Annotated in this window: 22 protein-coding genes; 12 read left to right on the top strand and 10 right to left on the bottom strand. The window is 37.4% G+C overall.

Features of this window, described 5'->3' with window-relative positions; all coding sequences use genetic code 11:
* Positions 1-219 precede the first annotated feature (219 nt).
* Together P4L16_06070 and ftsY are read left to right on the top strand one after the other, a co-directional pair.
* The gene (locus P4L16_06070; GenBank protein MDR3624688.1) at positions 220-408 is read left to right on the top strand and encodes a hypothetical protein; all 189 of its coding nucleotides are present in this window, start codon (positions 220-222) and stop codon (positions 406-408) included.
* Positions 409-476: 68 nt separating this feature from the next.
* Positions 477-1400, top strand: coding sequence for a signal recognition particle-docking protein FtsY (ftsY, locus tag P4L16_06065; GenBank protein ID MDR3624687.1), 924 nt, complete (start codon positions 477-479; stop codon positions 1398-1400).
* Between the two features lies 1 nt (position 1401).
* Here ftsY and P4L16_06060 read toward each other — a convergent pair whose 3' ends face one another.
* Positions 1402-2124 (bottom strand): Bax inhibitor-1/YccA family protein, encoded by a 723-nt coding sequence (locus tag P4L16_06060; GenBank protein MDR3624686.1) that lies wholly within the window; start codon positions 2122-2124, stop codon positions 1402-1404.
* A 176-nt stretch (positions 2125-2300) separates the two neighbouring features.
* Between P4L16_06060 and P4L16_06055 the strand changes: the two genes are divergently transcribed.
* Complete coding sequence (locus tag P4L16_06055; protein MDR3624685.1) at positions 2301-2657, top strand: hypothetical protein; 357 nt, start codon at positions 2301-2303, stop codon at positions 2655-2657.
* Between the two features lie 2 nt (positions 2658-2659).
* On the opposite strand, the gene glmM is transcribed toward P4L16_06055, so the two are convergent.
* Positions 2660-4027, bottom strand: a complete 1368-nt coding sequence (gene glmM, locus P4L16_06050) for a phosphoglucosamine mutase (protein ID MDR3624684.1) — start codon at positions 4025-4027, stop codon at positions 2660-2662.
* Positions 4028-4196: 169 nt separating this feature from the next.
* Here glmM and pcnB point away from each other — a divergent pair, with 169 nt between their 5' ends.
* Genes pcnB through lpxB form a run of 5 tightly spaced genes read left to right on the top strand, consistent with a single transcriptional unit; the run spans position 4197 to position 8776 of the window.
* Positions 4197-5405, top strand: coding sequence for a polynucleotide adenylyltransferase PcnB (pcnB, locus tag P4L16_06045; protein MDR3624683.1), 1209 nt, complete (start codon positions 4197-4199; stop codon positions 5403-5405).
* 4 nt (positions 5406-5409) lie between these two features.
* Entirely contained in the window at positions 5410-6195 is a 786-nt protein-coding gene (locus P4L16_06040) for a hypothetical protein (GenBank protein MDR3624682.1), read from the top strand.
* Positions 6196-6930 (top strand): glycosyltransferase family 2 protein, encoded by a 735-nt coding sequence (locus P4L16_06035; protein MDR3624681.1) that lies wholly within the window; start codon positions 6196-6198, stop codon positions 6928-6930. It begins immediately after the preceding gene.
* On the top strand, positions 6930-7610 hold the full coding sequence (locus tag P4L16_06030) for a lipid-A-disaccharide synthase N-terminal domain-containing protein (GenBank protein MDR3624680.1): 681 nt from the start codon (positions 6930-6932) through the stop codon (positions 7608-7610). The genes P4L16_06035 and P4L16_06030 overlap by 1 nt, the downstream gene beginning before the upstream one ends.
* Complete coding sequence (gene lpxB, locus P4L16_06025; protein MDR3624679.1) at positions 7607-8776, top strand: lipid-A-disaccharide synthase; 1170 nt, start codon at positions 7607-7609, stop codon at positions 8774-8776. Before P4L16_06030 ends, lpxB begins: the two co-directional genes overlap by 4 nt.
* Positions 8777-8812: 36 nt before the next feature.
* On the opposite strand, the gene P4L16_06020 is transcribed toward lpxB, so the two are convergent.
* Positions 8813-9220, bottom strand: a complete 408-nt coding sequence (locus P4L16_06020) for a hypothetical protein (protein ID MDR3624678.1) — start codon at positions 9218-9220, stop codon at positions 8813-8815.
* Positions 9221-9540: 320 nt separating this feature from the next.
* Here P4L16_06020 and P4L16_06015 point away from each other — a divergent pair, with 320 nt between their 5' ends.
* Positions 9541-17928: a hypothetical protein gene (locus P4L16_06015; GenBank protein ID MDR3624677.1), complete on the top strand. Its 8388-nt coding sequence runs from the start codon at positions 9541-9543 to the stop codon at positions 17926-17928.
* On the opposite strand, the gene plsX is transcribed toward P4L16_06015, so the two are convergent.
* From plsX to P4L16_05985, 6 genes are read right to left on the bottom strand one after another with little or no spacing between them, the layout of a single operon-like run.
* A complete protein-coding gene (gene plsX, locus P4L16_06010; protein MDR3624676.1) occupies positions 17906-18910 on the bottom strand; it encodes a phosphate acyltransferase PlsX in 1005 nt (334 codons plus the stop codon). The genes P4L16_06015 and plsX overlap by 23 nt on opposite strands.
* Before the next feature lie 3 nt (positions 18911-18913).
* Positions 18914-19096: a 50S ribosomal protein L32 gene (gene rpmF, locus P4L16_06005; protein MDR3624675.1), complete on the bottom strand. Its 183-nt coding sequence runs from the start codon at positions 19094-19096 to the stop codon at positions 18914-18916.
* A 15-nt stretch (positions 19097-19111) separates the two neighbouring features.
* Positions 19112-19588 carry a hypothetical protein gene (locus P4L16_06000; protein ID MDR3624674.1) on the bottom strand — a complete coding sequence of 159 codons (477 nt, stop codon included), beginning with the start codon at positions 19586-19588 and terminating at the stop codon, positions 19112-19114.
* Between the two features lie 43 nt (positions 19589-19631).
* Positions 19632-20258, bottom strand: coding sequence for a bifunctional nicotinamidase/pyrazinamidase (gene pncA, locus P4L16_05995; GenBank protein ID MDR3624673.1), 627 nt, complete (start codon positions 20256-20258; stop codon positions 19632-19634).
* Complete coding sequence (locus P4L16_05990) at positions 20248-21651, bottom strand: nicotinate phosphoribosyltransferase (GenBank protein MDR3624672.1); 1404 nt, start codon at positions 21649-21651, stop codon at positions 20248-20250. Before P4L16_05990 ends, pncA begins: the two co-directional genes overlap by 11 nt.
* 6 nt (positions 21652-21657) lie before the next feature.
* Positions 21658-22056, bottom strand: a complete 399-nt coding sequence (locus P4L16_05985) for a hypothetical protein (GenBank protein MDR3624671.1) — start codon at positions 22054-22056, stop codon at positions 21658-21660.
* 215 nt (positions 22057-22271) lie between these two features.
* Here P4L16_05985 and P4L16_05980 point away from each other — a divergent pair, with 215 nt between their 5' ends.
* Complete coding sequence (locus tag P4L16_05980) at positions 22272-23012, top strand: hypothetical protein (protein MDR3624670.1); 741 nt, start codon at positions 22272-22274, stop codon at positions 23010-23012.
* On the top strand, positions 23012-23629 hold the full coding sequence (locus P4L16_05975; protein ID MDR3624669.1) for a thiamine diphosphokinase: 618 nt from the start codon (positions 23012-23014) through the stop codon (positions 23627-23629). Before P4L16_05980 ends, P4L16_05975 begins: the two co-directional genes overlap by 1 nt.
* Here the strand turns inward: P4L16_05975 and P4L16_05970 are convergent.
* The gene (locus tag P4L16_05970; GenBank protein ID MDR3624668.1) at positions 23619-24824 is read right to left on the bottom strand and encodes an MFS transporter; all 1206 of its coding nucleotides are present in this window, start codon (positions 24822-24824) and stop codon (positions 23619-23621) included. The two genes, P4L16_05975 and P4L16_05970, sit on opposite strands and share 11 nt — an antisense overlap.
* A 90-nt stretch (positions 24825-24914) precedes the next feature.
* Between P4L16_05970 and P4L16_05965 the strand changes: the two genes are divergently transcribed.
* The gene (locus P4L16_05965) at positions 24915-26354 is read left to right on the top strand and encodes a carotenoid oxygenase family protein (protein ID MDR3624667.1); all 1440 of its coding nucleotides are present in this window, start codon (positions 24915-24917) and stop codon (positions 26352-26354) included.
* Positions 26355-26522 lie beyond the last annotated feature (168 nt).

Genomic DNA, 26522 nt, shown 5'->3' with positions numbered 1-26522 from the left:
ATGCCCTGAAAATTATGCTTAAAACCACTTCAGGCTGAAAGCCTGATCTATAAAAGCCTAGGGCACACGCCCTAGGTACCATCAGCGTGTAATTTGCAGGCTGAAAGCCTGCGTTATAATAACCTAGGGTAGCCTCCATAAGAAAGCTCAAAAAACGATTTTTAGAGATCTTCCCTGAAAATTATGCTTGCAACCATTTCAAGCTGAAAGCCAACATAGATGCCTTCTCTTGATTTAATTCTTGACCATTTACCTATAGCAATTAAAGAGATTTACTTCTATTTCTCTCCTGATCGATTGACTCATAAGGCTACTTTTGAGCCCTATTATTATGATAATGATTACCTTATGATTCATGGTGAATGGCCTAGTTCTAGTCCTTTTATGATTTCACCTCTAAGTCATTAACATTTTATACAGTTCTATTTTGGAAAAAGTATTTATTTTAATCATAATATCATGATAGAATCGGCACCATGTTCAAATTTATAAAAACTAGTTATTCAAAAGTCAAAGGCGCGTTTGGAAAGACAAGCTCCCTCTTTCAACACAAAATCCAAGAGCTTTTTAAAGGAAGCATCCATGAAGGGACCATCGATGAGCTAGAGCGCCTTTTATATGAAGCTGACCTTGGAGTTGCGACAACATCTTTACTCATAGCTAAAGTAAAAAGTGAGCTTCAAGCTAATAAAGGTCTTGATTCTACAAAGATAACAGCTATTTTAAAAGAAGAACTAACCTGTGAGCTCAAAAAGTATTCATCCGACATGGAAGAGGCTACTAATAATGGACCTGTCGTTGTCTTAGTTGTAGGTGTAAATGGAAGTGGGAAAACTACATCTGTTGCAAAACTTGCTCACCATTATCAGCTAGCAGGCAAAAAAGTACTTATTGCCGCAGGAGATACTTTCAGAGCAGCTGCTGTCCAGCAATTGGAACTATGGGCCCAAAGACTCCATATCGATATCGTTAAAAGTGCCCCCAAGAGCGATCCTTCCGCTGTCGTTTTTGATGCTATAACAGCTGGTATTGCACGCAGCTGTGATGTTGTCATTATCGATACAGCAGGAAGACTTCATGTAAAAACTGACTTGATGCAAGAATTACAAAAAATTAGGCGCGTTTGCACCAAGGTACTACCAGAATCTCCTCATGAAACCCTGCTTGTATTAGATGCTAGCATTGGTCAAAATGCGCTAGACCAAGCAAGAACCTTTCACAAATATACGCCCATCACGGGAATTATCTTAACCAAGCTAGATGGAACTCCTAAAGGGGGTATCGTCATTGCCATCCAAAAAGAACTGGGTATACCTGTAAAAATGATAGGTATTGGAGAAGGGCTGGAAGATTTGCAGCCCTTCAATGCAGAAGAATTTGTTTCAGCACTTTTTGGATAAACTATCTTCTGGAAGAAGAAAAGATCTGCAACAGATACCAGAACACCATGATGACATTAATATACATCCTGAGTGCCATAACAAGGGAGAGCTTGTGCACAAGTATTGTATCACCACTTGCTTGATAACTCATCATGCGTATTTGTTGTGCATCAAATGCTGTAAGGCCCACAAATACAATTAAGCCTATGTAACTAATCAATAAATTCATCCACGTAAGCTGAATGAAAAATGACAAGATAAAATAAAGCAAGGTAACTGCAATAAGGCCAACAACTGCAAAAGATAGAATTCTTCCAATCTTCGTTAAGTCTGATTTTGTAAATACCCCATAAACTGCGGCCATTAAAAATACAATGGCAGCAACTGCAAAAGCACTCCAAATTACACCTCCACCAAACGCTGCAGCATATCCTGGCAGTAAAGTTCCAAAAAACACCCCTTCCAAAGCTGAGTAGCCCAAGAAAAGAAGAGCAAGTGCTGGAACAGAAAGCTTTTGAAGCATCGTTGTAATTACCATTGCTATACCAAAAGTTGCAATCCCCCAAAACCACCACATGGGCATTAATGTTTGATATAATTCACTTGCATAGATGAAATAGGCAACGGCTGCAGTAAGTGCAAGCCCTGCTGTCATCCAACCATAAACCTTTGTTGTAAATGAACTCAGTGCCATTTGAGATGAAGCCTGGCCAAATACATAATCTCGCTCAGTTAGTCCCATAATAGTTACTCCTCATAAATAATTTAGTTAACGAGAGAATCTAATTTAAGGATTATGCCCTATTTTCCAATTTTTTCTAACAAAAATATTCGAAAAAATTCCGCTCTTTACAAAATTTTAATATTACGTTACTATGTTTCAAATTTTGAATATTTATATATAATGGAAGAAAAACCATGTCAAAAAGTACAACAGTTATCAAAATATTAGAATACTCATCAGATGCATGCAATAATTGGTACTTTCAAAAAGATGAAAGGTTTCCTATTGGAGTCAAATATTGTTCTCATTTTATTGCGCAACTTACTCTATCAGCTTTAACTCCTATTGCTATTCTTTGCGACGCTACTGCAGCTATTACTCTTCTTCTTTACTCTCTATTCAAATCTGGTGCTGATGCAACTATTCATGCAAAAAGATCTTATGGTATGCTCAACGACTCCCTACCCAACCTGCTAATGATTTTTTTAACCGTTCAAAGAGCTATTTTTCCTTGCGATATTACAGACTTTTCTGTTCCGAGTGCGCCCTAAAGTCAACCAATCTTGGCAGTGATTACATTTGCAATCTCATTTGCCATCTCAAACGCAAGCTTATGTTTCTGCCCTTCTACCATCACCCTGCAAACATTTTCTGTACCTGAATAACGAACAAGCACTCTACCTGCATCACCAAGTTGAGCCTTTACTCTTGCAATCACCTCAACAACCTCTTCCATACTATCCAAAGGCGGCTTTGAGGTTACTTTAACACTAATTAAACTTTGAGGATAGCGCTTAACTATCATGGCTAAATCGGAGAGCTTCGAATCTGTTTCAATCATAATGCGAAGAACCTGCAAAGCAGAGACAAGACCATCACCTGTTGTATTGTAATCTAAAAAAATCAAATGCCCACTTTGCTCACCACCAAGATTTGCATCATGCTGAATCATATCTTGGATAACAAAACGATCTCCTACTTGTGAGCAAACTACATCGATTCCAAGATCCTTCATGCTCTTTAAAAATCCGTAATTAGACATGACCGTGCCAACGACCTTATTATTACGAAGAAGTCCCCTTTTCTTAAAATCATAAGCGCAAATTCCAAGTAGCGTATCTCCATCTACAATTTGTGCATTTTCATCTACCATGATCACTCGATCAGCATCTCCATCAAGAGCAATACCCACGTCTGCCGTGTGTTCAATAACTGCCTTTTGGACAACTTCTGGATGCAAAGATCCACAGTGTGAATTAATATTCAAGCCATTGGGAGCATTACCATAAACATATACTTTTGCATCTAACTCTTGAAATATTAAGGGAGCGACCCTAAATCCTGCCCCATGAGCACAATCTAAAACTATTTTTAAATTTTTTAATGATAATTTTTTTGGAAACGTCCCTTTGGCAAATTCTATATAACGCCCGTCCGCATCAATAATTTTTGTATTTTTTCCAACAAGATGGCTAGGTGGCAAAAACTCTTCAAACTGATTCAATGCAATGAGCATTTCAATCTCTTCTTCAACTTTTTCTGGCAGTTTAAATCCTTCTGATGAAAAAAATTTAATCCCATTGTCACCAAAAGAATTATGCGATGCAGAAATAACAATACCAGCGTCTGCCCTGTAAGCCCTAGTTATAAAAGCAACGCCTGGCGTTGGAAGGGGTCCTACCATCAATGTATCCACTCCCATAGAACAAAGCCCTGCGATAAGTGCATTTTCAAACATGTAACAAGAGAGTCTTGTATCCTTACCAATCACAACTTTCTGTTTGCCATTGTGACGATTAAAAATTTTACCCGCGGCACGTCCAAGAGCAAGGGCTATTTCTACTGTCATTGGAAATTGATTTGCAGCTCCTCTAACTCCATCTGTTCCAAATAACTTTAAAGGTTTTTTTTCATGTTTCATCACGGTAATCCTTAAGATTTTTTAAAGTAGAGGGTACACCAATTTTGAAGCTTTCGCACGCGTTTTTTTAAGAAGTAGCAAAAAAAAGTGATTACCTTAACTCAAAAACTTGAGATTCTACTCTATTTAAGGCATACTACTTCAAATAATCAGGAGTTATTTGTTTTCCGTGCAGCCAGATATTTATACAGCAAAAAATCATCCCATCCGCCAAGAAAAAATTGATAAAGATGCCATGTATGTCATGGCAAAACTTCAGCAAGCAGGCTTTATTGCCTATCTAGTAGGCGGAAGCGTTCGTGATTTGGCCCTTGGAATTACTCCCAAAGACTTTGATATTGTAACAAGTGCAAAACCAGAAGAAATTAAGCGCCTCTTCACTAATTGCCTTCTCATTGGAAGACGCTTTCGCTTAGCTCATCTTCGCTTTGGGAAAAAAATTATCGAAGTTTCTACTTTTCGCTCAGGAGATACAAGCGATGGGGAATTGATTTTACGAGATAATGTTTGGGGAACTCCTGAAGAAGATGTCCTTCGACGTGATTTTACAATCAATGGATTATTTTACGATCCTCAAGAGCACTCTGTTATCGACTATGTTGGTGGATGCAAAGATCTATCCAAGCACCTCTTACGTACCATAGGCCCTCCAGACATCCGTTTTAAACAAGATCCTGTACGCATGCTACGCCTCTTAAAATTTCGTGCACGCTTTGGATTTCAGGTGGAAAAACAAACAGCACATGCCCTTTACCAATGCAGAGAGGAGTTATTTAAAAGCGCCCCTGCAAGGGTACTAGAAGAATTTTTTAAAATGCTGGAGTCCGCAGCAGCTACATCCTTCTTACGTATCTTAGATGACAGCGATTTTTTACAAATTTTACTGCCCCATTTTGCTACTTTTCTGCAAAATGAAAACAAAGAACGCTTTTTTGCCTATATCCATGCAGCTGATGAATGCATTAAAACTGACAAAACTTCTATCACAGACAGAGCAGTCCTTCTGACAACCCTATTTTTTCCCCTCTTAGAACAAAAAATCACATCATATCTACAAACTAACGATGGAATGCCTCCCCACTTTACAGAAATCCTTACTATGACAGATCTCTTAATCCATGAAGTAACTTCTACAGCCTTTTTTCAAATTCCAAAACGCCTTCGTTTTCTCACACAATTTATTTTATGCACACAGTACCGCTTAACTCCCATTGATAATAAACGCATCACGCGCTATCGCATTACAAAGCATCCCGATTTTCCACTTTCATTACAATTCCTCCACTTACGCACACATGTTCACCCTGAATTAAAAGAGCCCTACTCTCACTGGAAAAAATTAGTTAAACATTCTCATAAACATGAAAAACACGCCTAACATTATGAATACTAAAAACATAAAATTTTCAACATATCAACCAAAATATGGCCCTCTGTTTTCTTATACAGGCCCAGACTTATCTCTTGGCCCTTTGCCTGCCCTCTTTTATTTTGCTCTCTCTGCCGATGTAAGCCTCGGTGTAGACCCTTACAATCAGCTTGTTCAATTTTCTCAAAAATCAGACCTTCGTATTTTTTCTTGCTCTCTTCCTTGTCATACAGATGATGCTAAAACATTTAACAGGGCAATGAGTGATTGGGCAACAGCGCTTGATCTTGGCAACGATATTATCTCTGCATTTATTCATGATTTGGCTATGGGAGTAGATTTTCTTATCACAGAGGGCATTGTCGACCCACAAAAAATAGCGGTGGCAGGCCTTTCAAGAGGCGCTCTCATTGCAACACACCTTGCAGCAAAAGATCCTAGAATTTCTACAGTTCTTGGATTTGCCCCTCTAACCAGACTAGGATCTATCAGAGAATTTGAAGGTCTCTCAAATAATTTCCATGATTTATTAGACCTTAGAAAACTTATACCTCAACTCATAAACAAGCATATTCGCTTTTATATTGGAAATAGAGATACAAGAGTAAGCACTTTATCATGCTTCGAGTTTGTTCATGAACTTGCTGAAGAGAGCTATCGAAACAATATAAGATCTGCACCTATCGAATTAATTATATCTGCTTCATGTGGCCGCGATGGGCATGGTACACTTCCTCACATATTCAAAGATGGCTCTTCTTGGATAAAAACACAACTAGCACTTGATAAGGAATCTTGAATGACACAAGCAAAAACTTCTTTTTCACCTCTTTTCTCAGTAGTTATTCCTATGAAAAATGAAGAAGAAAACGTGCGGCCACTTATCCAAGAGCTTAAAACTGTCATGGATTCTCTTCAAAAGCCTTGGGAGCTTATCGTTGTTGAAGACGGATCAACAGATCAAACACTTACAAAACTAAAAGAGCTTGCTAAAACCTACTCTTTTTTACATATTCTCTCTTTTGCAAATAATGTAGGCCAATCAGGAGCCTTCGATGCAGGCTTTACAAGGGCTAAAGGGGAATTTGTCATCACTTTAGATGGAGACATGCAAAACGATCCTCACGATATACCAGCGCTTATTGATGCAGTTGCTACATGTGATCTTGTGTGCGGTGTACGTATTAACAGACATGACCCTTTCAGCAAACGCTGGATCTCTCGTATTTCTAATTTCATTCGCAGCCGCATCTGTCAAGATGGTATGCGCGATACAGGATGCTCCTTAAAAATTTATCGCAAAGCATGCTTATCCAAAATTAAAATGTATCACGGCATGCATCGCTTTTTACCTGCTCTCTTTAAAATTGAAGGTTTTCGATTAAAAGAAATACCTGTAAACCATAGGGACAGAACAAAGGGAAAAAGTAACTACCACTTTTTTAATCGCTCTATCAGACCACTTGTCGACATGTTTGCAGTCCTTTGGATGAGAAAGCGCCACTTATACTACACAATCAAAGAAGAGATTTGATGTACGAAGAACTAAGAGCCTACCTTTATCCCCTTGGATTTATTGCATCCATTGCGTTCTCTTTGCGCTTTTTAGTTCAATGGATATCTAGCGAAAAGAAGAAAACAAGCGCTGTTTCTTCCCTCTTCTGGAAAATTTCTCTCTTTGGCAATATTGTAATGACGATTCACAGCTTTATTCAGGTACAATACCCATTTACAATGATACAAGCTTTCAATGCTGTAATTGCATGGCGCAACTTAAATTTAATGAAAGGACCACAAAAATCTCTTAAATTTACATTTGCTCTTCTCTTTATCGTACTTGCTTGCATCACTCTCTTATTTATTGTTGAAGGCCTCTATCTATATGGTTTTGTTGACTGGATACGCACCCCAACCCTTCCTTGGGATAGCTTGTCAGGAAGTAAGATCGCTCTTCCATGGCATATTATAGGTTTTTTGGGTGCAACTATTTTTGCTATGCGCTTTTGGGTACAATGGTGGCTTACAGAAAAACATCTGAAAAGTTATCTTGGAAAGGCTTTTTGGTGGTTAAGTATCGTGGGAGCTTTGATTGCTCTTTCTTATTTTATTCGTTTAAATGATTGGGTAAACATCTTAGGTTATGGTATGGGTATTGTTCCCTACATTCGAAATCTTATACTCATGCACCGAAATGAGGCATTGCAAACATCTTGATAAAATCCTTGTGCGACCTATTTATCTTTGCAGGAGAGCCCAGTGGAGACCTACATGGATCTTCTGTACTCAAAGTACTTAAAGAAAAAGCCCCTCAGCTAAAAGTTGAAGGTGTTTTTGGACCTAAGATGCGCTCTCAAGTTAATCATTCTATCATCCATACTGAAGAATTTCATGTAATGGGATTCTCTGATGTATTAAAAGCTCTTCCAAGGCTCAAAAAACACTTTAAAACCATATTAAAACATATTCTTACAACAAATCCAAAAGTTGTCCTTCTCATCGATTATCCAGGCTTCAACCTAAGACTTGCACGTAGTCTCAGAGAAAATGGCTATAAAGGAAAGCTCATCCACTATATCTGTCCAAGTGTTTGGGCGTGGAAAAAAAATAGAATAAAATCTATGGAAAAGACTCTAGACCTGCTTCTCTGTATTTTTCCTTTCGAGCCCAAATATTTTGAAAAGAGCTCTCTAAAGGCTATTTATGTTGGCAACCCCTCTCTGGAAGCTATCTCTTCTGCCTATTATGATGATTCATGGAAGAGATCTCTTAATATACCAAAAAGTCATTCCATCATTAGCCTATTTCCTGGTAGCAGAGAAGGTGAAATTACAAAAAACCTTCCTGTTCAATTAGAATCAGCCCTAAAATTAAAGCAGGAATACCCAGATACAACCATCTGCATATCCGTTGCTAATGAAAACACATCTTCTCTTATTCTTTCTTATCTTAAAGAGAAAAATATATCCCCTCTTCTCATACCAGAAAGATACAATTTTGATTTAATGAAGAACTCCCGGGTTGCAATTGCAAAATGTGGAACCGTAACTCTAGAGCTTGCCCTCAACAAGACACCTACCGTTGTCACCTACCAACTCTCTAAGTTGAATGCATTTTTTGCAAAATACATCTTTCAAATTAAACTACCCTTCTACTGCATAGTAAACATATTACTTAACAAGCAAGTATTCCCAGAGTTAATCTACAAGGACTTTACACAACACAACACTTATCTAAAAGCAAAAGACCTTTTCCTAGATGGTCCTTTAAGAGAGCAGTGCCTATCTGACTGCAACCAACTCATCCAATGCCTCGACAACAGCTCCCACCCAAGCCATAATGTCGCAGACACCATCCTTAAAACAAGGGGATCTCTCTTTTAGACTTATAGCCTAAAAGAGAGATGCTATTGCATAAATTTAAGGAGTAGGAGCTGCCAGTGCTGCACAGGCTATCCCTGTTCCTGTACTAATTACCGGTATTGCCAAGGGTTGTAACCCAGGAATGATCGCACAGGCACCACCTACAACAACTGTAAGGCACATAGCAAGAGCGCCAAAAAATGGCCCCCCTCCTACAAGCTCTCCTCTAAACTCAAGACCATAATCATTTCCAATCTTTTTAAGACATAGTTGACCATGATTTAGAATTTTTTCTAAGGCTTTATCTTCAATATTTCGTAATTCTGGTGAAAGATCATATTGTTGAATAGCATATCTTCTACCATCCTTTTCAACAGAAAAGCTCTTATTTTCATGAAAAATACTAACTTTTCCCAAAGTATGAGGAATAAAACAATTTTGCATTTCTACTGTTCCAGCAGCCATAAAACCCCCTAAGTTAAACATTTTTGTGAGCACTTCTAAATAAGAAGCCAATCACACACGTAAATTTAATGTTAAGATTACATTTCGTCAATATAAACATTTACTTTTGCATAAATTTACAAAAAAAAACTTAGATTAAGCTCCAAGGAATAGCTAGAGTGTGTTCATCCAGTTGATACGCCTCTTTGATAGTCCATATACCTTGTGTATTAGCAATGCTACTGCAATTTTACAAGGTAAATTCATTAGAAACAAAAGTTAATCAAGCCTTAACAAAATAATGCTATAATTAGGCTCATATTATTTTTAGGAGATATGTAATGAGTTCTCATATTGAAGCTATATTACTAGGACACCCAATTATTGCTACTGGCAATAAGATTCCTTTCGAAAATCAGCCTTTTCTCAAAAAAAGCAACTCTTTTACGCAATTAAGACCAAGCTCATATAATCCCTATTCTCTCTGGGGAAGAATTCAGCGCATTGTGTTATACGTTCTTGATTTTCTTGTTCATTTTACCCGCCCATCTATTCTGCCTGCCATAGAAGTTACTTCTTCGTCCAATGCTCAAAGAGATGATTTAATAACTCTTTATAAACACTGTTTATCGAAAAATGGGGGTAATAACTCCTCTGTTCAACAGTATGAAGAATTGCTAAGGGAAATCGAAAGCATTTGGTTATGTACAGATGCAACAAAAATTCCAGAAGAAAAGAGAAAATTCTGTCAAAATTTAGTGAGTAAAATAACTAATTTAAAAGATAAAGAGCACTTAGTTATTCCACTAACTATCAAAGAAGAGACCTCTTCTGTTTATATACTGCAAAAAAATGCAGATAGTTACTCATTAAAGCTTATTGGCTGTGATGATCTATTTTTACAAATTTCAGACGTTTCTTCTAAAAAAATAGGTGGTAAAGAAAAGGTTTTATCTCAAATGGCCTTTGAAAATATCCCTTCAGCTTATTTTACAGAAAATAGTATCTTAGAACTTTTTTGCAATCCCTTACTTGAGGGTCCTCTCAATGCAGAGCAGATCAAAGCAACAATTGCAAAAATACCTAAAAACACCCGTGTCGATCTTACAGAAAAGCAGGAACTGTGGGTTACTAAACAATCTAGCCATCGAAAGGTTTTGGGCTTACTTACACAAGAAGTTAATCCTAAAAATGATTTATCTTCTCCTCAAATACATAACATGAGAAAGCGTCTTGAGTTTCAAACACGCCTATTTGCTCTTTTTAACTTTTTTAAAGAAGTACGCTTTTATCTAGAAGACGATGACAAATATGTAGACACCTTGCGTAACTTAGTTACAGATATTGCCAAAGAAGCAAGTTTGCTTTATGCAAAAAAAATTCTTGCAACAGAAGACCTGGAACAACTTAAAAGCGAACTTGTTTTCGTCGAAAAAACCATTGAAAAAGCAGAAGCTCAGAAAAAACTGAGGCCTATTACAAGCGCTATCCACACAAAATCACCCAACTTACCTCTTTCCATAACGAATATACAGCTGCCAACAGAAAGAGATCCAGCTATAGGCAAGGCCAATTCTTTTCAAAACCCTACACTCAAACCCTATTCTGGCCATAAGCTCAGAGCAACTTCACACTTACTATCCACTCAAGAACGCGTTATTTTAGAGTCTTCCGATATAAATGCAATAGTAAGACTTCTAGAAGAAAAAAGTGCTTTAGCACAAAGGTTTGCAGAGCAGGGTAAAAAGTCTCTTGCTGTAGCTCTTGTCATGGAACTTACACAAAACATTAAAACACCCAATTCTTGCGCAGAGTTGTACATCAAAGATCTTAAACTCAATACTCCTGAAAAAGATTCCTACAATCTTGATTTTTGGTTTTTTAAGCTATCTAGGCCTCAAGTTTTGCAAGTTCAAAGTTGCATGGTCAAATTAACAAAAGTACTTGTAGAGAATAGAGAAAATACGCCTCCTCTCACCAATCAAATAGCCGTATTATTTAAGCTTACAAGGCTCTACCTTTGGGTTTTAGAGGATCCGTCAGAGAAGAAGACACCTGTTGACTCTATGTATTTTGGAGACTTATTAACCTCTATTTTCCATGAAGTGAGTATTCCAACTTTCCAAACAGTAAACAAAAACAACATTGCAGCGCGGTGCTTTTACTTAGCTGATGAAGAAAATACTTCTATAATCGACTTTTTAAACACTCGCACTAAACTACCTATTACCCCTATGGATGAGAAACGCTTAGAGACCCTTCCTCTTTCTAATCCAAAAGAATCTAAAGAACACCTTGAGCTAATAGCCAAATTTTTTCAATATCATTATTCTACTGCGAACCACTGCTCACTCCTTGGAACAAACTATTCTGCTTATTTTTGGTTTTTTTTGAATCTTAAACATCATATAAACGATCCAGCTCATTTTCACCCAAAAAATGTCTTTCGCTCAGCAAAACCCATTCAAAATCCTCTTCTTTTTGCTGCTCTGCAAGGGATGCGTCTTCAAGGTGAAGAACAAAAACAACCCATAAACCTTAAAATTTCATCTCCATTTACATCCTCAGAAATTGTTAAAGATAGCCCCGATGAGAGAAAAGCAGTTAAAGATGACCATGGTAAGACAGAATCCATAAAGTTTCCAGAAGCTGCAAACGATGACCCTGAGCGTGTTTTCGAAACTCAATTAACAACGCTCATAGACCATCTAGATAGAAACGGAGAAAACTGTGATGACTTACTAAAAAATACAACACATTCTTTAAAAAAAGAAGAATTAACAGATTTACTCCTCATGCTCAGGCTGAATTCACCTCAATTGGAAGTCATTGACTTTATAATAAAACATCCCCACCTCCTCTCTTCTTCAGACACTCGCAATTACCTAGAAGTCGTTTTGTTTGACAAAAAGGGATCTTCTCTTCTAACAACATTTGGAGCCAATCCTGAATTTGTAAAAAACTTACCCAATATTTTAGAAAAACAACTTTGCCTCTATTCCGAGCATGCTCAAAAAGACTCTTCTTACTACAACCAAATTCTCTTTGTACTTTCTATTACAAGACGCATGAGAAGTCTATATCGCGCTTATAACCAAGATCCACAAGCTATCAAGAAATTGGATCATCTTCTTGATGGTTTTTCCTCAACTTCTATTTTAGAAAACCCTGAATTGCATACTTATCGCTTCAGAGCTGTATTTGAAGACATTATGTTAAAAATCGAAAATCCAGATAATGCTGAAGAAGTGATTAGACTTTATCACATCCTGCAAGTGCTGCCCAAAGAAGCATGCGATGTAGATCCTAATGAGATGGATAAACTATCACGCCGTTATGCGGTTCTGCTTCATTCGCTTGAAACATCTTCAATTGAGCAGCTAACTCCTCTTCTTGATGTTATCTGCAGTGACTTAGGGCTGCAACAAGGCTCTGTTTGGACAGGAAGCTTTCCACTTTTTGAGAATTCACACAATAAAGTCAATCTTCTTAATGCAACAGTTACTGAAAAATCCTCTGGAATCATCCATAGCGCACTTCCACGAGATATTTTAACAAGCTCTACATACACCCTTGCTTTTAAAGAGATCGACAATGACTCTTTACAAATCAAAATGAAAGTGAAAGATAATTTAGTTATTTATTACATCTTTGACAAAAATGGAGAGCAGGGAAGCATCGAAGTACAAGATGGAAAATATCGTTTCTATAAGAAGTTCTCTGCAATAGAAAAGCCTTTTCAAGTCATCTCTCTTGCAGAACAAAAGAACCTGTATGCTCCCCTGCATTCTCTCACCTCTGATCTACTCTATTTTTCATCTACAGATCCTCTTATAGGGCTTTGTTTAGACAGCAATGGAAAAACCCTATTTAAGTTAAAGCTAGACACAGAAAGTGCAAACCCTTCAATAAAATCTCTTGTCGACTGCCGCAATTCTGTAGATTCTGCTCCCTATAAGATAGAATATGAAAAAACACTTTCCTCTCTTGGTTTAGCTTCTCTAACAAATTTTGAAAATGAGAGTGATATTTTACTACTATCCAGCTCTAATGCACTAAAAAAGGTTATCTTTGTGCGCTATGGGTTATCTTTCTCTTTTAAAAATGGTAAACTGTATGCTGAAGATGGCTCCTATCAAGATTATTGGATCGATCTACATCTTTCTAAAAAATACCCCCACGCCATTGTACTGCGACATAAAGACCATGCAATACCTCCCAAAGTACTATTTGCAGACCCCAGTGTATTTAAATCTCATATAACAGCTACTAATAAAGAAGCCTCTCTTTTTGAGCATTGCCTTCTAATCCTCAAAACATGGTGGACAGGAAAAGCGCCTAATCCAAAAGAATTTGTAAAAAGAGAATTAGTAGAGGGAGCTGTAAAGAAAAGTGTCTCTTCCTTGACACCTCATGCCTTTTCAATTCATCCCTACACAAAAAAACTTACTCCTCTTAATACAAAAAAATGCATTGCAAGTGCAATTGCCCTTATCAAACACTCTATGGTTGGAAAAGAATACTCTCTTGCTCTGCAGGGCTTAAAGCAACTCTTCCTCAATCGCTCTAATTTAACAAAAGAGCAAGTTACAGAACTCTTTAACTTTTTAAGAGAAGAGACAGATAATATTCAATCTACAGCCATCAAAATACAGCTTGCACTGCATTTAAAACATCTTATAAAAAACAGAGAAGCCTTTCATAACCTATTAGAAAGAATAGACACTTTAATTTGCGAGTACTGCGTAGAGTACTTAAAAATCGGCAGAAAACTTGATCAAAAGCTTCTTTTGAGTAGGGCGCAGTTTGCATCCATGGTCAAAATTGTCAAGAAAAAAGATAAAGCTTTTTATGATCACAACTTGCGCATCTTTTTCTTAAAAGAAAATGACACACTTCCAAAGTTTGATACAAATAGTGGAACTATTCTTTGGAATGATTCTAACGACATCGACCTAAAGTCCATTCTAGAGGCAGAAAAACATACAGGTTTGTTTTTCATTGAAAAAGCCCCTCTAGAACAATTAGAAAGGGACATAGGAGCCTATACAAAAGCTGCATCTACAATCGAGCTCAAAGGACAAGGTAAATCTCTTCTTTTCCAAGATAGCGCCCTTTCCTCCTATTTTACAGCAAGTAGTTATCAACTTCCAGAAGTCACTCTGCAAGCTCCAGAAAATGCTTCTGCCTGTGAGAAAAAAGCTGTTGAAAACCTTAAGCATGAAATGGATCATCACAAAAATATAGTCTCTGGAAGGCAATTACACTCTCTTGTGCCAAAGCAAGCTCTTCCATTAAAAAAGAACATACACGCACTAAAAGCCTCCTACAAAAAAGAGGCCCTTCTTAAAAAAGAAGCAATCCAAACACTACTAGAAAGCCATGACCCTGTGGAATCTATTGCTATTAAAGCAGGTCTTCAACAAGTAGCCTCCTTTCAAGAGCTTACTATTGCTTTCATGCAAAAAAACCTTGCTGAACTCAAAACAAAAAAACTCCTTCCAGAACAGTGCAACATTCAAGAACTAGAAAATTTACTTAAAGACTACTTTTCTTTAGAGGTGCAGAATCTATTACTGCGCAACTGCTCAAAAGTACTTAAAAACCTTTTAAACCCTTCTTTAAATGCAGATGAGCGCTTAATACAGTCTGAAATTCTCTATCAATTCCTCTCTTTAAAAAGGTATTACTCTATAACACACAATCCTGAACTACTTGTACATGAATGTTTTTCTCAACAAGTCTTTAGATCTTTGGATTTTGAAAAAAACCAAGTCCAGATGCTCCACGAATTGTTAAACCACTCAAACGGTATTTTTCAAGCAAGTACTGGATCTGGAAAAACAGCTCTCTTTTCTGTTTTACGAGGACTTAAGCAAGCTAATGGAACAAACTTAGTTACTTTTAGAACGCTTCCTACTCTATTTGAACAATCCAAATCCATTTTACAAAAAAATCTTGAAAGCGCTTATGAAAAGAAAATTTATGCCTTACAATACAATTTAAAAATGTCTTCTGTTGTTAAGGGGGCTTTCAAAGAGAGCTCTGGTACTAATGAAATATCTCTCTTTAAAAAAATCTATCATGAGCTTTTGATGACTATCCATGAAAAAGGATGTGTCCTTACGGATTATAAATCTTTTCCTCTCTTGCAAGAAAAGTGGATTAAACTCAATCGCGAGCTTCTAGCAAAACAAAGAACCAATATCGCTATCACTCCTATAGAAAATGAACATTGGACCTACCTGAAAAAGATTCTTCTTCTCTTACAAGAAAGAGAAGAAACTCTCATGGATGAATTTGATGTTCCCAATAGGTCCTGCAACAGGCTGCAAATACAGCTTGGCAAACCAATTAACATCGCACCCTTCATCGTGGATATATCGCTTGAGATCTATGATGAGCTAAAAAATGATCCAAGACTTAAACTCTCCAATGACCTACAAAGAGAACTTTCTGAAGAAACACGCCTAAACGTACTTATGGATTGTGCAAGAAAATTTGCCACAAAGTTTGCAAATGGTGCTGATCCATCTGACCTCCTTAAATACTTTTTAGGCGAGAAAGACATGGATTTATCCTCTTATCCTCCATCAGAACAAGATATGATTGCTTTATGCAAGGATCAATTCTACACTTTTTTACCCCTTGCATTAAAAAAAGCAAGTGATCTTGACTATAAGAGAAGCCAGGATGGTAAAAGAACAGTGCCTTGCCATGAGGGAGAGCCTCAAGAAAATTCTCGTCCAGGACATCCTCTTGAAGAGATCAATTTTACTATTCAAGATTACATAAAAAATGGAGTCTCTCTGCCAGAGCTTGCTACATGGATTCAAGATCTGCAAGACTCTTCTATCAAAGGCAACTCTTCACAGGCACAATTTGCACAGATCTTCCCTGATGATCCTTTCCCAAGAGGAAAACTCAAAAAGACAGACCTACTTGCATTACAAAAAAAGCTTAATAATAATTGGGCACACGTGCGCTATTTTCTTGAAATAAAGCTTAAAGCGATGAGCGTCAGTGGAGAAGTCATTTCTATGACACCACATGACATGTCAGCGATGACTAGAGGTGTAACAGGTCTTTCTGCAACCACTGGATGCCCCGAAGAGCTTCCAAAACCCCTGCAAGAAAATGCTCAAAAGACCAGTGGGGTTGTAGGTGATATGGCTTATCGCTTATTAAAAAGAGCTGGAACAAATGATACACCTCTTGTGTATGATCCTGAAAATCCTTCTTCTATTTTAAGCCAAGGAAATTTTAATGCTTTAATTGATGGCGCAGGAGCATTTCGCTCTTATCCTACAGAAGATGTGGCAACTTCCCTCCTAAATGCGCAAGCAGGCCGTCTTACCCAAGTAGGCTATCGCAATGGAACACATCACTTTGCAGGTGCATCAGAAAGTACTCTTTCTCAAAGAGGGTTCTATTTTCCAAAAGCACAAGCGCGCGGAGCTAATGAAATCTTAGATCCAGAATCTATAGCACTTTTAACTGTCGATGGCAGAAAAACCCTTGAAGATCTTTTACAAAACGATGGACGCATGCGCTTAAAAGGGCAAAAAATTAGACTTGCAAGATCTACTCTAAACCCTCAGATGAATAGTACAGAAAATGTGCTTATTCACTCTGCTTGCAATGAGGGATTATCTCATGCAACAGGACTCTTTCGCTCCAAGATGCAAGAAATTCCTCATCTTGTAAGACAATCTGCTTATAAAAAGCTACTTGAAACAAGAACACTCGATGAGACTTTACTCCGTTTTGACAACTTTCAATCTCTTTTCATCCAAGAGCCCTCTTATGACTATAGTACACCAGGATCTTATCACAAAAACAACCATATGATCCAAAGGGTAGAGCACAGACCATTAGAAGTACTTCAAATAAAGCGAGCGCATTGGCTAGAGTATGCAAGAAAAAATAATTTACAAGTATCCAGCCTCGAAGAGCTTAGTTGGGATCAAGATCTTTTAGATAAGATGCCTTCTCAAGTTCCTGGAAATGATGCAACGCTCTTAATGGGCCTTGAAGTAGAAGAAGAGGTTGAAATAGAAGTTGAACAAGAAGTAGAAACAGAATTAGTATTAGACCAATGTAGCGACGCTCTCTTTTATCTTCCTTGGAAATCTCGCCACTATAAACGCTACTCTGCACAAGAGCTACATCCTCTTTTTCATAAAAGACTAAGCTTTACCGAAAACTTTTTACCTATTGAAAGAGAAGATAAGCTCCTCAAACGCACTCCGTTCGACCAGGCGCAACCTAAAATAAGGATTTTGCATATCTCACCCTCAACTGATACTGTACTTATTGGAGACGCATTAGATGATGTTCATCATCGTCCCTTTGCAGATTACCCACTTATTCCTACTGAATATACAACAACCAAGCCCGCCTATCTACTCGATTCGTACTCTAGGTCTTTTTCTTATGACATACATACACGACAAGTCGTTGCAGCTGGAAAGGGTTACAGCGACCTATCATCTTTTAAGGGTTTTTATAAAATTGTGGCCCAGGCCAAATTCATCAATGGAGAATACGAAGGCTATTCAAAAAAAGAACTAAACGGCTTTTCTGAATGGCTTAAAGAGCATCCTGGCGAGTTACATTCATTGCAGAACTTTTTTGAAAATACTGTTCTTCATGGTCAGCCTCAAAAAATAAATGCCTTCAGACAAAGCCCTTTATTCGAGCTCTTTAAAAATCTAAATGCGTTTTGAGGCGCTGAATAAAACGTTCTTCAGCTAGACGAAATGCACCTTTAATCCCATTGCAAAAGGCATTTTGAGTGCTGTATCCATGAACTTTAATTACGAGCCCATCAATACCTGCAAGAATTGCACCATAATACTCAGCGTAATTAAGAGTTTTATGTAAATCATCGATAGCTTTACCCGCTTTATCTTTTGAGCTTTCGCTCAGTGCCTTTTCTATGGACTTTAAAATGAAAACAGAGACCCCCTCAGAGGTTTTTAGAAAGATATTACCGGAAAACCCATCTGTTACAAGGACATCAACGCCGCCTTGAAACACTTGTGAGCCTTCAATATTGCCAATAAACTCCATTTGAGTACTGCCTTGACAATGTTCTTGAAGTTGAAAATAAGCCTTTCTAAGGCCTAGAGTGCCTTTTTTAGACTCAGTACCTACATTTAATAAGCCCACTTTTGGCACTTTTTTATGATAATGAATCTGTTGATAAGCAGATCCAAGCCTTGCAAACTGAAGTAGATGCTGCGGCTTTACTGAAAGATTAGCGCCAACATCTAATACAACAACATTCCCAATACTCGTCGGCAATACGGCAAGAAGGGCGGCTCTTTCTACACCAGGAAGCATCGGTAACGAAAGAAGCGCAGATGTCAACAAGGCACCCGTATTACCAGCAGAAACAAAACCATCTACTTTCCTTTCAGCAAGAAGGCGCAAACCAACTGCTATGGATGAACCCTTTTTTCTGCGCACAGCAAGAAGGGGATCTTCACTCATATGTATAGTTTCTTGAACAAAAAGGATTTCTACCAGGGCACCAGAAGAGGCAAACACGCTTTTGGAAGCATCGATTATTCCCTCTTCAACTAAAAGTACAAGCGTATACGAAGAGGGAAGTTCTTTTGCAACTTGCAGAGCACCTTCCAACAGAAGGGAAGGTAAACTATCACTTCCCATCAAGTCAATTGCTATACGCAAAGTTTTATCCAACAACTACTCTTTTTCTACAGCAATCACCAAACGATCACCATAATGCCCACAGGCAAGACAGAGTGCATGTGGAAGACAAACCTTTCCACAATTGCTACATGAAGACGTTGTCTTTGGTTTTTTTGCCATATGAGAGCGTCTTGAGTTTTTACGAGCATTAGACACACGATTACGTGGAACTGCCATGATACAACCTCTTCTTTATAAAAATGTTTCTGAAGAGAGCTGATCAAAGGGGGAACCTTTTCCCGTTTTAGGACTCTCTTCTTTTTTTAAATATTTATTTATCTCTTCTCGTGCAGGACATTGCCCTTTGCACTCAATAAAAGCTGGAACTTCCAATAAAATCATCTCTCGCACTAATTCTGCTAAATTAAAAATAGCACCCTTAATGGAAGATATTTCCAACACTTGATATGACTTTACAAGGTTTATATTTACTGAAACTTCCTCGTTACAAACTGTACAAGGAAGCAAAACCTTTGCATGAACATCTAAGCAACAAACTAATCTTTCATCCGCAAGGTAAACCTCGCCACTAACCTGTATAGGTCCTTCAAACTTTAACTCTGAAGTATCTGGACAGATCAAACTTGGATGTACAGCTTCATTAATTCTTTCTGTAAGACCATCTTTAAGACGATCAATATAGATTTTTAGCGATTCATCTCTTAACATGAGGGATACTCTACTGCAGAAATGCTTTAAAATCCACCTTTTTTTAATTTATTTCACTTGTATTAATTATTTTAACTCCAATTTTCTTCATTCCAACAATCGCATTTTCAATATCTCCTGGATGAAGCTCTATTCCTCTACAAGCATCTAACATAACAAAAACATTATATCCTAATTCTTTTGCATGTATAGCAGAATAAAAAACACAATACTCAGTTGCAAGACCTGCAAAGTACACATCTTGCACTTTCTTTTCTCTTAAGTAGGCATCTAAACCTGTATCTCTCTTTCTTTCATTATCAAAAAAAGTACTATAGCTATCAATCATGGGATCGACGCCTTTGTGAAAAATTTTCTTTACATGTTTTGTATCAAAATCTTTTGCAAATTCAGCACCCCAACTATTCTCTACACAATGCACAGGCCAGAGAATTTGCTGATTTCCACCTACGTTAATGATATCACCTTTTTTCAGATGATGATTTTTTGCAAAACTTACATGATTTTTAGGGTGCCAGTCTTGTGTTGCAATGACAATATCAAAAAAAGTTTGTGTTTTATTAATTAAGGGAATGATCTCATTACCTGTTTTTACAGCCAAAGCTCCCCCGGGAAGAAAATCATTCTGAAGATCAACTACAATAAGCGCTTTTTTCATTTTATTTTGCATGACTCGTAAAAGACTCCTTTAATTGCTCAAGATTTTTTTCAAATTTTACAGGAAAAGAGCGTGCTTCTTCAAGTTTAAGCACTTCTTTAGGAAGTCTACTAAGTTCTACTCTTACTTTTGCTTGAACCTCTATAAGAGATGGGAACTTGTATACAAGCACCCCTTTTCTAAAAATGGGAATAAGAAGGTCTTCACCATCCTCTGGAACTACATTTAAAATGCTATAGATAACATCATGATCCATAACCCCTTCTTTTTGATAGCGCTTTACCTGCAAAATTCCTGGTATTGAAATTTTTTGTAATTGTTCAGAAAGCTTCATTTTGTATTGCCAAGGCTTTCCAGGCCATCTTACTGCCGACATTTTATATACACCATCCAAAGCAGATTGCCCTTTACCAGTAACAAGATGCGTCCCTACACCCCACACGGATATTTTTGAGCCTTCTTTTTTCAATTTTTCAATTCGAAACTCATCTAATTCATTACTTGCAAAGATTTTTGCATCTAAAAAACCTGCCTCATCCAACAATTTTCTTGCAAGCATACTTAAGCTTGCAAGTTCTCCAGAATCTAGACGCACACCCACCAACTTTTTTCCCTTTTCTCTCAACCACAATGCAGCCTTAATTGCATTTCTTATGCCATTTTCAGTATCATAAGTATCTACCAAAAATACACAATTATCAGGCATTGCCTCTGCATAGGCATAAAAAGAGGAAAGTTCATCATCAAAAGACATAATCCAACTATGTGCATGCGTTCCTTTTACTGGTATTCCAAATAGCTTTCCAGCAAGTACGTGTGACGTAGACGTACACCCTCCAATAAATGCAGAACGTGTAGCTGTAAGTGCTCCATCAATTCCTTGTGCTCTTCTTACCCCAAATTCTAGCACAGCATCCCCTTGTGCCTGCATACATATCCTTGCAGCTTTTGTAGCAATAAGCGTTGGAAAATTAATCAAATTTAAAAGAATCGTTTCTAAAAGCTGACACTCCAAAAGAGTCCCTTGTACACGTAGTATAGGCTCGTAGGGAAAAACAATGCTACCCTCTGGAACTGCATCTATGTCCACAGAAAAATGCAAATGAGAAAGCCAAAGCAAAAATTCAGAATCAAAAAGAGGCTTAGTACCATCTTCTCCCTTCAAAGAAGATAGATACTCTATGTCAGATGCATCAAATGCGAAACTATTAATAAAGTCTGCAACTGCTTCTAAACCAGATGCAATTGCAAACTCACCTTTGAAAGGACATCTTCTAAAAAAAAGATGGAATACAGCCTCTTTTTCATGCGTCTTACTCTTCCAGTATCCATAAGCCATTGTAAGCTGGTAAAGATCGGTAAGTAATGAAAGAGAGCCTTTATAAATAGAAAGAGAAGAGGGCATAAATCCTTAGGGTTGATAAGGACTTTGGTCCATGTCGTTTGGATGGCCTAATTCTTCTTCAATAAAAGCTCTTTGTTTAAGTAATTTTTCTAGCTGGAAAAGTAATTCTTGTAACTTTTCTTTATCCTCACCAGAAAGCCTTCCTAAACGCTTTGATTCCATAGGATCCCTATGCTCTGCATCCTCTGATTCCCTATTATACAGCTCTTTATCCTCTTGCAAAGCACGAGCTTCATGTAAAATAGCTTCGATTTGCTGATTAACAACATTTAGCTGTTCATTCAAATTTGCTATAGGGACCTGTGAACCTACAGATTCTGATGATTGTGCTGCAACACATGGGCTACAAATAGAAATTAAGCCCACAATCAAACCAGCAAAAAAAATATAACCTTTTCTCTTCATTTTTTATCCTCTCTCATAAACTTAAGTTTTGTGTATATACTCAATCCTAGGGATCTTCTGGCAACTTTTCAATCCTTATTTACTCATTAGACTTTTTGCGTAATTACATTTGCTTGTTAAAATGATTGAAAATTTATCCAGAATCCCCTCTAATCTTGGATAATTTAAACTCAAGTTGTAAATAATAAATTTTTAAACCTAAATTCAGGTTCATTATGAATTATCTATTACGTTTCCTTCTTTTTATTTTTTTCTTTTCATCAACCACTCTTTTTTCAGATACGCTTTTTCTAAAAACTCAATTTCAAAAGGCGCACCCTGGCGACTTTATCGTATTAGAACATGACCATACCATTACTTTCATGCACATACACGCAAAAAATGACAATACCCTTCTTCTTGAGGAGGTAAACCTTCCAGAAAAGGCACTAAAAGATCTTCGTAAAAAGCCTTCTTTTTCTTGGAATAGTTGGTTTCAAAATGGATCAGCAAAAAACACCTCTTGGATTATGTACGAAATTTCTTTAAATTCTGGCACCATCTTAAAATCTTACTCATTTACTCGAAGGTGTTTGTTAAACCCATCTCAAATTGAAAACTTCCTTCCCACCCTTTTAAACCTTCCCTTCACAAAAATTCCAGAACAAAATCGAAAACGTGTTGGAAGAGCGCCCCCATCTGGAGAGCGCGATAAACGCCCTCTTTGGCAGCCTCGCATGATTGTAAATGGAAAAGTTATACCTAATATAGCTTTTGATGGATGGAAAACAACTTGGCCAAAAGATGCAAGCCCACTTTCTGGCACTGTTGTAGAAATCTATTTACCTGCAAATTATAAAGATGCCCCCACCTACTTCCCCTACTGGTTACAAGTCAGTGATACCCTTGCAACTGCCAAAATACGCTTAATTGACTCTGGAGAAAATGCCCATTCCCCTTACCCAGGCATGCCATAATGCATGAAGTTCTCATCATTGCAAATGGCCCCTACAATGATTCTATCGTACACTCTCTTGCCCCTAATAAAACTATTATCGCTCTAGATGGCGCTGCAAACAATCTCTTAAATATCACTCCTCACTATATTCTAGGTGATTTTGACTCTATTAACCCCTCAATAAAAAATAAATATGAAAAGCTAAATGTCCTCTTTATCTTAGCTGAAGATCAAAATTATACAGATCTTGAAAAAGCGATCCTATTTTCTAAAAAAAATGGAGCTACACATATTTCCATCTGCTGCGCGGATGGAGGTACAAGAAGCGATCACTCTTTAGCAACACTTGCATTTTTAAAGAAATACTACTCAAAGGAATGTGAAATCACTCTACACACAGAATGTGAACTCATTCAATTTTTACAAAATGAAACGTTTAGCTTTTCAGGACAAATAGGCGATCCTTGCGCCTTTTTTGGATGGCCATCTGCAGTAGTTACAACAACAGGACTTCTTTGGAATGTAAATGCATGGAAAACTGAAATTGGCCTTAATGCTAGTATTTGCAACGAACTTAAAGAACCCGTTGTATCTTTATACGTAGAGGGAAACCTTCTACTTATAACTAAGCGATAGCCTTTAAAGATCTAAAAAGAATAAGAGAGGTAATGACAAGAATAATGCCGCTTACCCACATGGTAATTGTAGGGTATGTACCGACCCAAGAACCCGACAACAAAGGACTTAAAACAAATCCCATAGCGTTAACTGCAGCAAAAATCCCAAGAGATTCTCCTTGAATATCTCCAGATGCGTGATTAGAAACAATTGCTGTGGCAGATGGCCAAACAAATGCAACAAAGTAACAAATAACAATAATTGCAATCCAAAGCACAAGCGTTGTTGTAACAAAAGGGAATAACAGAATTGACAATCCTGCAAGTAAATTTCCTGCAAAAAGAAGGGATGCGGGCTTAAACTTTGCTGTAAAGGGACGTATTAAATAACCAGTGCTCAAAGCGTAACTTGCTCCTGCAATCCCATAAAATAACCCCAGGTCTTCAGAAGAGAAGTCAAAGTTTGCAATTAAATAAACAGAAATAAACTCGAAAAAATAAGACCACGCAAAACAGTGCAAAAAGGAAGCCAAGAGGATGATGCGAAGACCTTTAAATTTAAAAGCCTTCTTAAAATTCAAAAGGCCAACGTGCCAAGAAACCTTCTTTTTAAGCAAAAGAAAGTTAGTCTCCCTAAAGAAATAATATACAACACCTAGATTAAAAATAACAAGTGCAATGGCCGCAAGAAAAGGAATGCTATAGCCCCACCGAGAGAAAAATCCTCCAAAAAATGGACCAAAAGCAAATCCTGTGCCAAGAGCCATACCATACAAACCAAAATTCTTACTCTTTTCATCAGGCGTACTTAAATCTGCAACAGCTGCTTGCACAATCGATATGTTACCCGCTGCAAAACCGATGACCACTCTAGATGCCAACAATAAGTAAATATTGGCAAAATAAGTAGCAACAAGTGCAACTATATACCCCGCAAGGGCAAACGAAACACTCATCTGAAGAGGTTTTTTTCTTCCTTTACCATCGGATAAGGCGCCCCAAAAAGGGGCTGCAAAAAACTCTATCAAAGGCATAAGAGCAATCAATACACCCAGCCACATCCCTCTAACTTCTAAAGAAGTATCTGGTGGCAAAAGAGCAAAGTTTCTATCAAACAGCATGGAAGCAAAGAGAGGATAAACAAGTCCAACTCCCAAGTGATCAATAAAACCCACAAAAAGAGAAATCCAAAAAGAAGACCGCTGCGAAGACATAATCAACAACTCTAGCAAAAGATGCAAAAAAATGTAAGTTAATTCATTATACTTTGATTTTTTTTCATGATTCTGTTTTTACTTTAAGATATGCTTATAAAAAAAAGAACCCTCATTAAAGCAGAACTTCTTAAAGAAGTCTCAAATTATTCTCTTAAAGCTACTGGAATCATTCCTCAATGGCTTTCTGGCTCTTTAATACGCAATGGCCCTATCACCATTTCTGTAGATAATGAAAGCCAAGAACATTGGTTTGATGGGCTTGCTATGCTTCATCTATTTTCTTTTACCAATGGACACATCAGCTATTCTAATAAATTCCTACGCTCAGATGCCTATCAAATGGTTTTTAAAAAAGGATCTATCCACTATGAGGGATTTGCAGCAGATCCTTGTAGATCGCTGTTTAAATCACTATTCACCCTTCTCTTTAAACACTCTGATCCTATCCACAACGCCAATGTTAACATTACAAAACTTGCAAATGAATACGTAGCTCTTACAGAAGTTCCACTTCCTGTAAAATTTGATCCAATAACTCTAGAAACACTTGGTGTGTTTGCCTATCAAGATGCCCTTTGCAAAGATAAATGCTGGGAATCTGCACACCCACATTATGATAGCAAAAGACAAGAAACACTTAACTACCTCATTGAATATGGACGAAATAGCTTTTACATCATCTACAAAATATCCAAAGACTCCTCCACAAGAAAAGTCATCGCAAAAGTACCCGTAGAGCGTCCATCTTACATGCACAGCTTTGCAATCACTCAAAACCACATCATTTTAACAGAATTCCCATTGACTGTAAGGCCCATTGACCTAATTACAAAAGGTAAAGCCTTTATCAAAAACTTTTCATGGGACGAAACGAATGGTACGCAAATCACTGTCATCGATCGAAATCGAGGTAATGTCACTGGAAAATACAATACAAGAGCTTTTTTTGCCTTTCACCATGTCAATGCTTTTGAAGAAAATAACACTATCCACATAGATCTTGCTGCTTATTTGGATGCGAGTATTATTACGAATGAAGCTCTCAATACAGATTCAAAAATACTTAAAAGTGGACATTATGAATCTTACTTGACGAGACTCTCCTTAGACCTAAACCATAAAACCATAAAAGAAGAGCGCCTCTCGAACGATCCTCTCGAATTTCCAAGAATTAATGAAAACTTTGATGGAAGCCCTTATCGTTATATGTATGGTACAGGCTTTTTCAAAAATCCAACGACTTCAAAAGAACTATTACATAGTAACGTCCTTTATAAAGTTGATACCATAACAAGAGAGACTAAAAGCTGGTCTTCGGATGGCTGTATGCCAGGAGAACCTGTTTTTACTACCTCTCCTGACAGCGCAAGTGAGGACGATGGGCTTATTTTGTCTGTTGTAATAGACAAAATACGAAAAAGCTCTTTTCTACTTATACTAGATGCTAAAACCTTTAAGGAAGTAGGAAGAGCAGAAGCTCCCCACCTAATTCCTCAAGGGCTACATGGCCAACTATACAGATCATAAGCTACAGAATCACAGAGGGGTCGTAATTTAACGTCAGCTCGATTTTTAACTAGGTTATTGTTAACAACTTAAGCTCTTGTTCATTAAAATTTAAAGCTGGTTTTTTGGAATGAAACACGGAGCCACAGAGACACGGAGAGTGCTTTTATACATAACGATTTGTCTTAT

It is taken from the genome of Chlamydiales bacterium (assembly GCA_031292375.1).
Classification (GTDB): domain Bacteria; phylum Chlamydiota; class Chlamydiia; order Chlamydiales; family VFKH01; genus JARLHF01.
Note: the sequence above shows the minus strand (reverse complement) of the source record. Positions and strands in the feature narration are given on the sequence as shown.

What these genes read in the sequence shown, in the direction of transcription:
- P4L16_06070 (MDR3624688.1), top strand. Translation starts at nt 220, where the DNA reads ATGCCTTCTCTTGATTTAATTCTTGACCATTTACCTATAGCAATTAAA.
- ftsY (MDR3624687.1), top strand. Translation starts at nt 477, where the DNA reads ATGTTCAAATTTATAAAAACTAGTTATTCAAAAGTCAAAGGCGCGTTT.
- P4L16_06060 (MDR3624686.1), bottom strand. Translation starts at nt 2,124, where the DNA reads ATGGGACTAACTGAGCGAGATTATGTATTTGGCCAGGCTTCATCTCAA.
- P4L16_06055 (MDR3624685.1), top strand. Translation starts at nt 2,301, where the DNA reads ATGTCAAAAAGTACAACAGTTATCAAAATATTAGAATACTCATCAGAT.
- glmM (MDR3624684.1), bottom strand. Translation starts at nt 4,027, where the DNA reads ATGAAACATGAAAAAAAACCTTTAAAGTTATTTGGAACAGATGGAGTT.
- P4L16_06040 (MDR3624682.1), top strand. Translation starts at nt 5,410, where the DNA reads ATGAATACTAAAAACATAAAATTTTCAACATATCAACCAAAATATGGC.
- P4L16_06035 (MDR3624681.1), top strand. Translation starts at nt 6,196, where the DNA reads ATGACACAAGCAAAAACTTCTTTTTCACCTCTTTTCTCAGTAGTTATT.
- P4L16_06030 (MDR3624680.1), top strand. Translation starts at nt 6,930, where the DNA reads ATGTACGAAGAACTAAGAGCCTACCTTTATCCCCTTGGATTTATTGCA.
- P4L16_06020 (MDR3624678.1), bottom strand. Translation starts at nt 9,220, where the DNA reads ATGGCTGCTGGAACAGTAGAAATGCAAAATTGTTTTATTCCTCATACT.
- P4L16_06015 (MDR3624677.1), top strand. Translation starts at nt 9,541, where the DNA reads ATGAGTTCTCATATTGAAGCTATATTACTAGGACACCCAATTATTGCT.
- rpmF (MDR3624675.1), bottom strand. Translation starts at nt 19,096, where the DNA reads ATGGCAGTTCCACGTAATCGTGTGTCTAATGCTCGTAAAAACTCAAGA.
- P4L16_06000 (MDR3624674.1), bottom strand. Translation starts at nt 19,588, where the DNA reads ATGTTAAGAGATGAATCGCTAAAAATCTATATTGATCGTCTTAAAGAT.
- pncA (MDR3624673.1), bottom strand. Translation starts at nt 20,258, where the DNA reads ATGCAAAATAAAATGAAAAAAGCGCTTATTGTAGTTGATCTTCAGAAT.
- P4L16_05990 (MDR3624672.1), bottom strand. Translation starts at nt 21,651, where the DNA reads ATGCCCTCTTCTCTTTCTATTTATAAAGGCTCTCTTTCATTACTTACC.
- P4L16_05985 (MDR3624671.1), bottom strand. Translation starts at nt 22,056, where the DNA reads ATGAAGAGAAAAGGTTATATTTTTTTTGCTGGTTTGATTGTGGGCTTA.
- P4L16_05980 (MDR3624670.1), top strand. Translation starts at nt 22,272, where the DNA reads ATGAATTATCTATTACGTTTCCTTCTTTTTATTTTTTTCTTTTCATCA.
- P4L16_05975 (MDR3624669.1), top strand. Translation starts at nt 23,012, where the DNA reads ATGCATGAAGTTCTCATCATTGCAAATGGCCCCTACAATGATTCTATC.
- P4L16_05970 (MDR3624668.1), bottom strand. Translation starts at nt 24,824, where the DNA reads ATGTCTTCGCAGCGGTCTTCTTTTTGGATTTCTCTTTTTGTGGGTTTT.
- P4L16_05965 (MDR3624667.1), top strand. Translation starts at nt 24,915, where the DNA reads ATGCTTATAAAAAAAAGAACCCTCATTAAAGCAGAACTTCTTAAAGAA.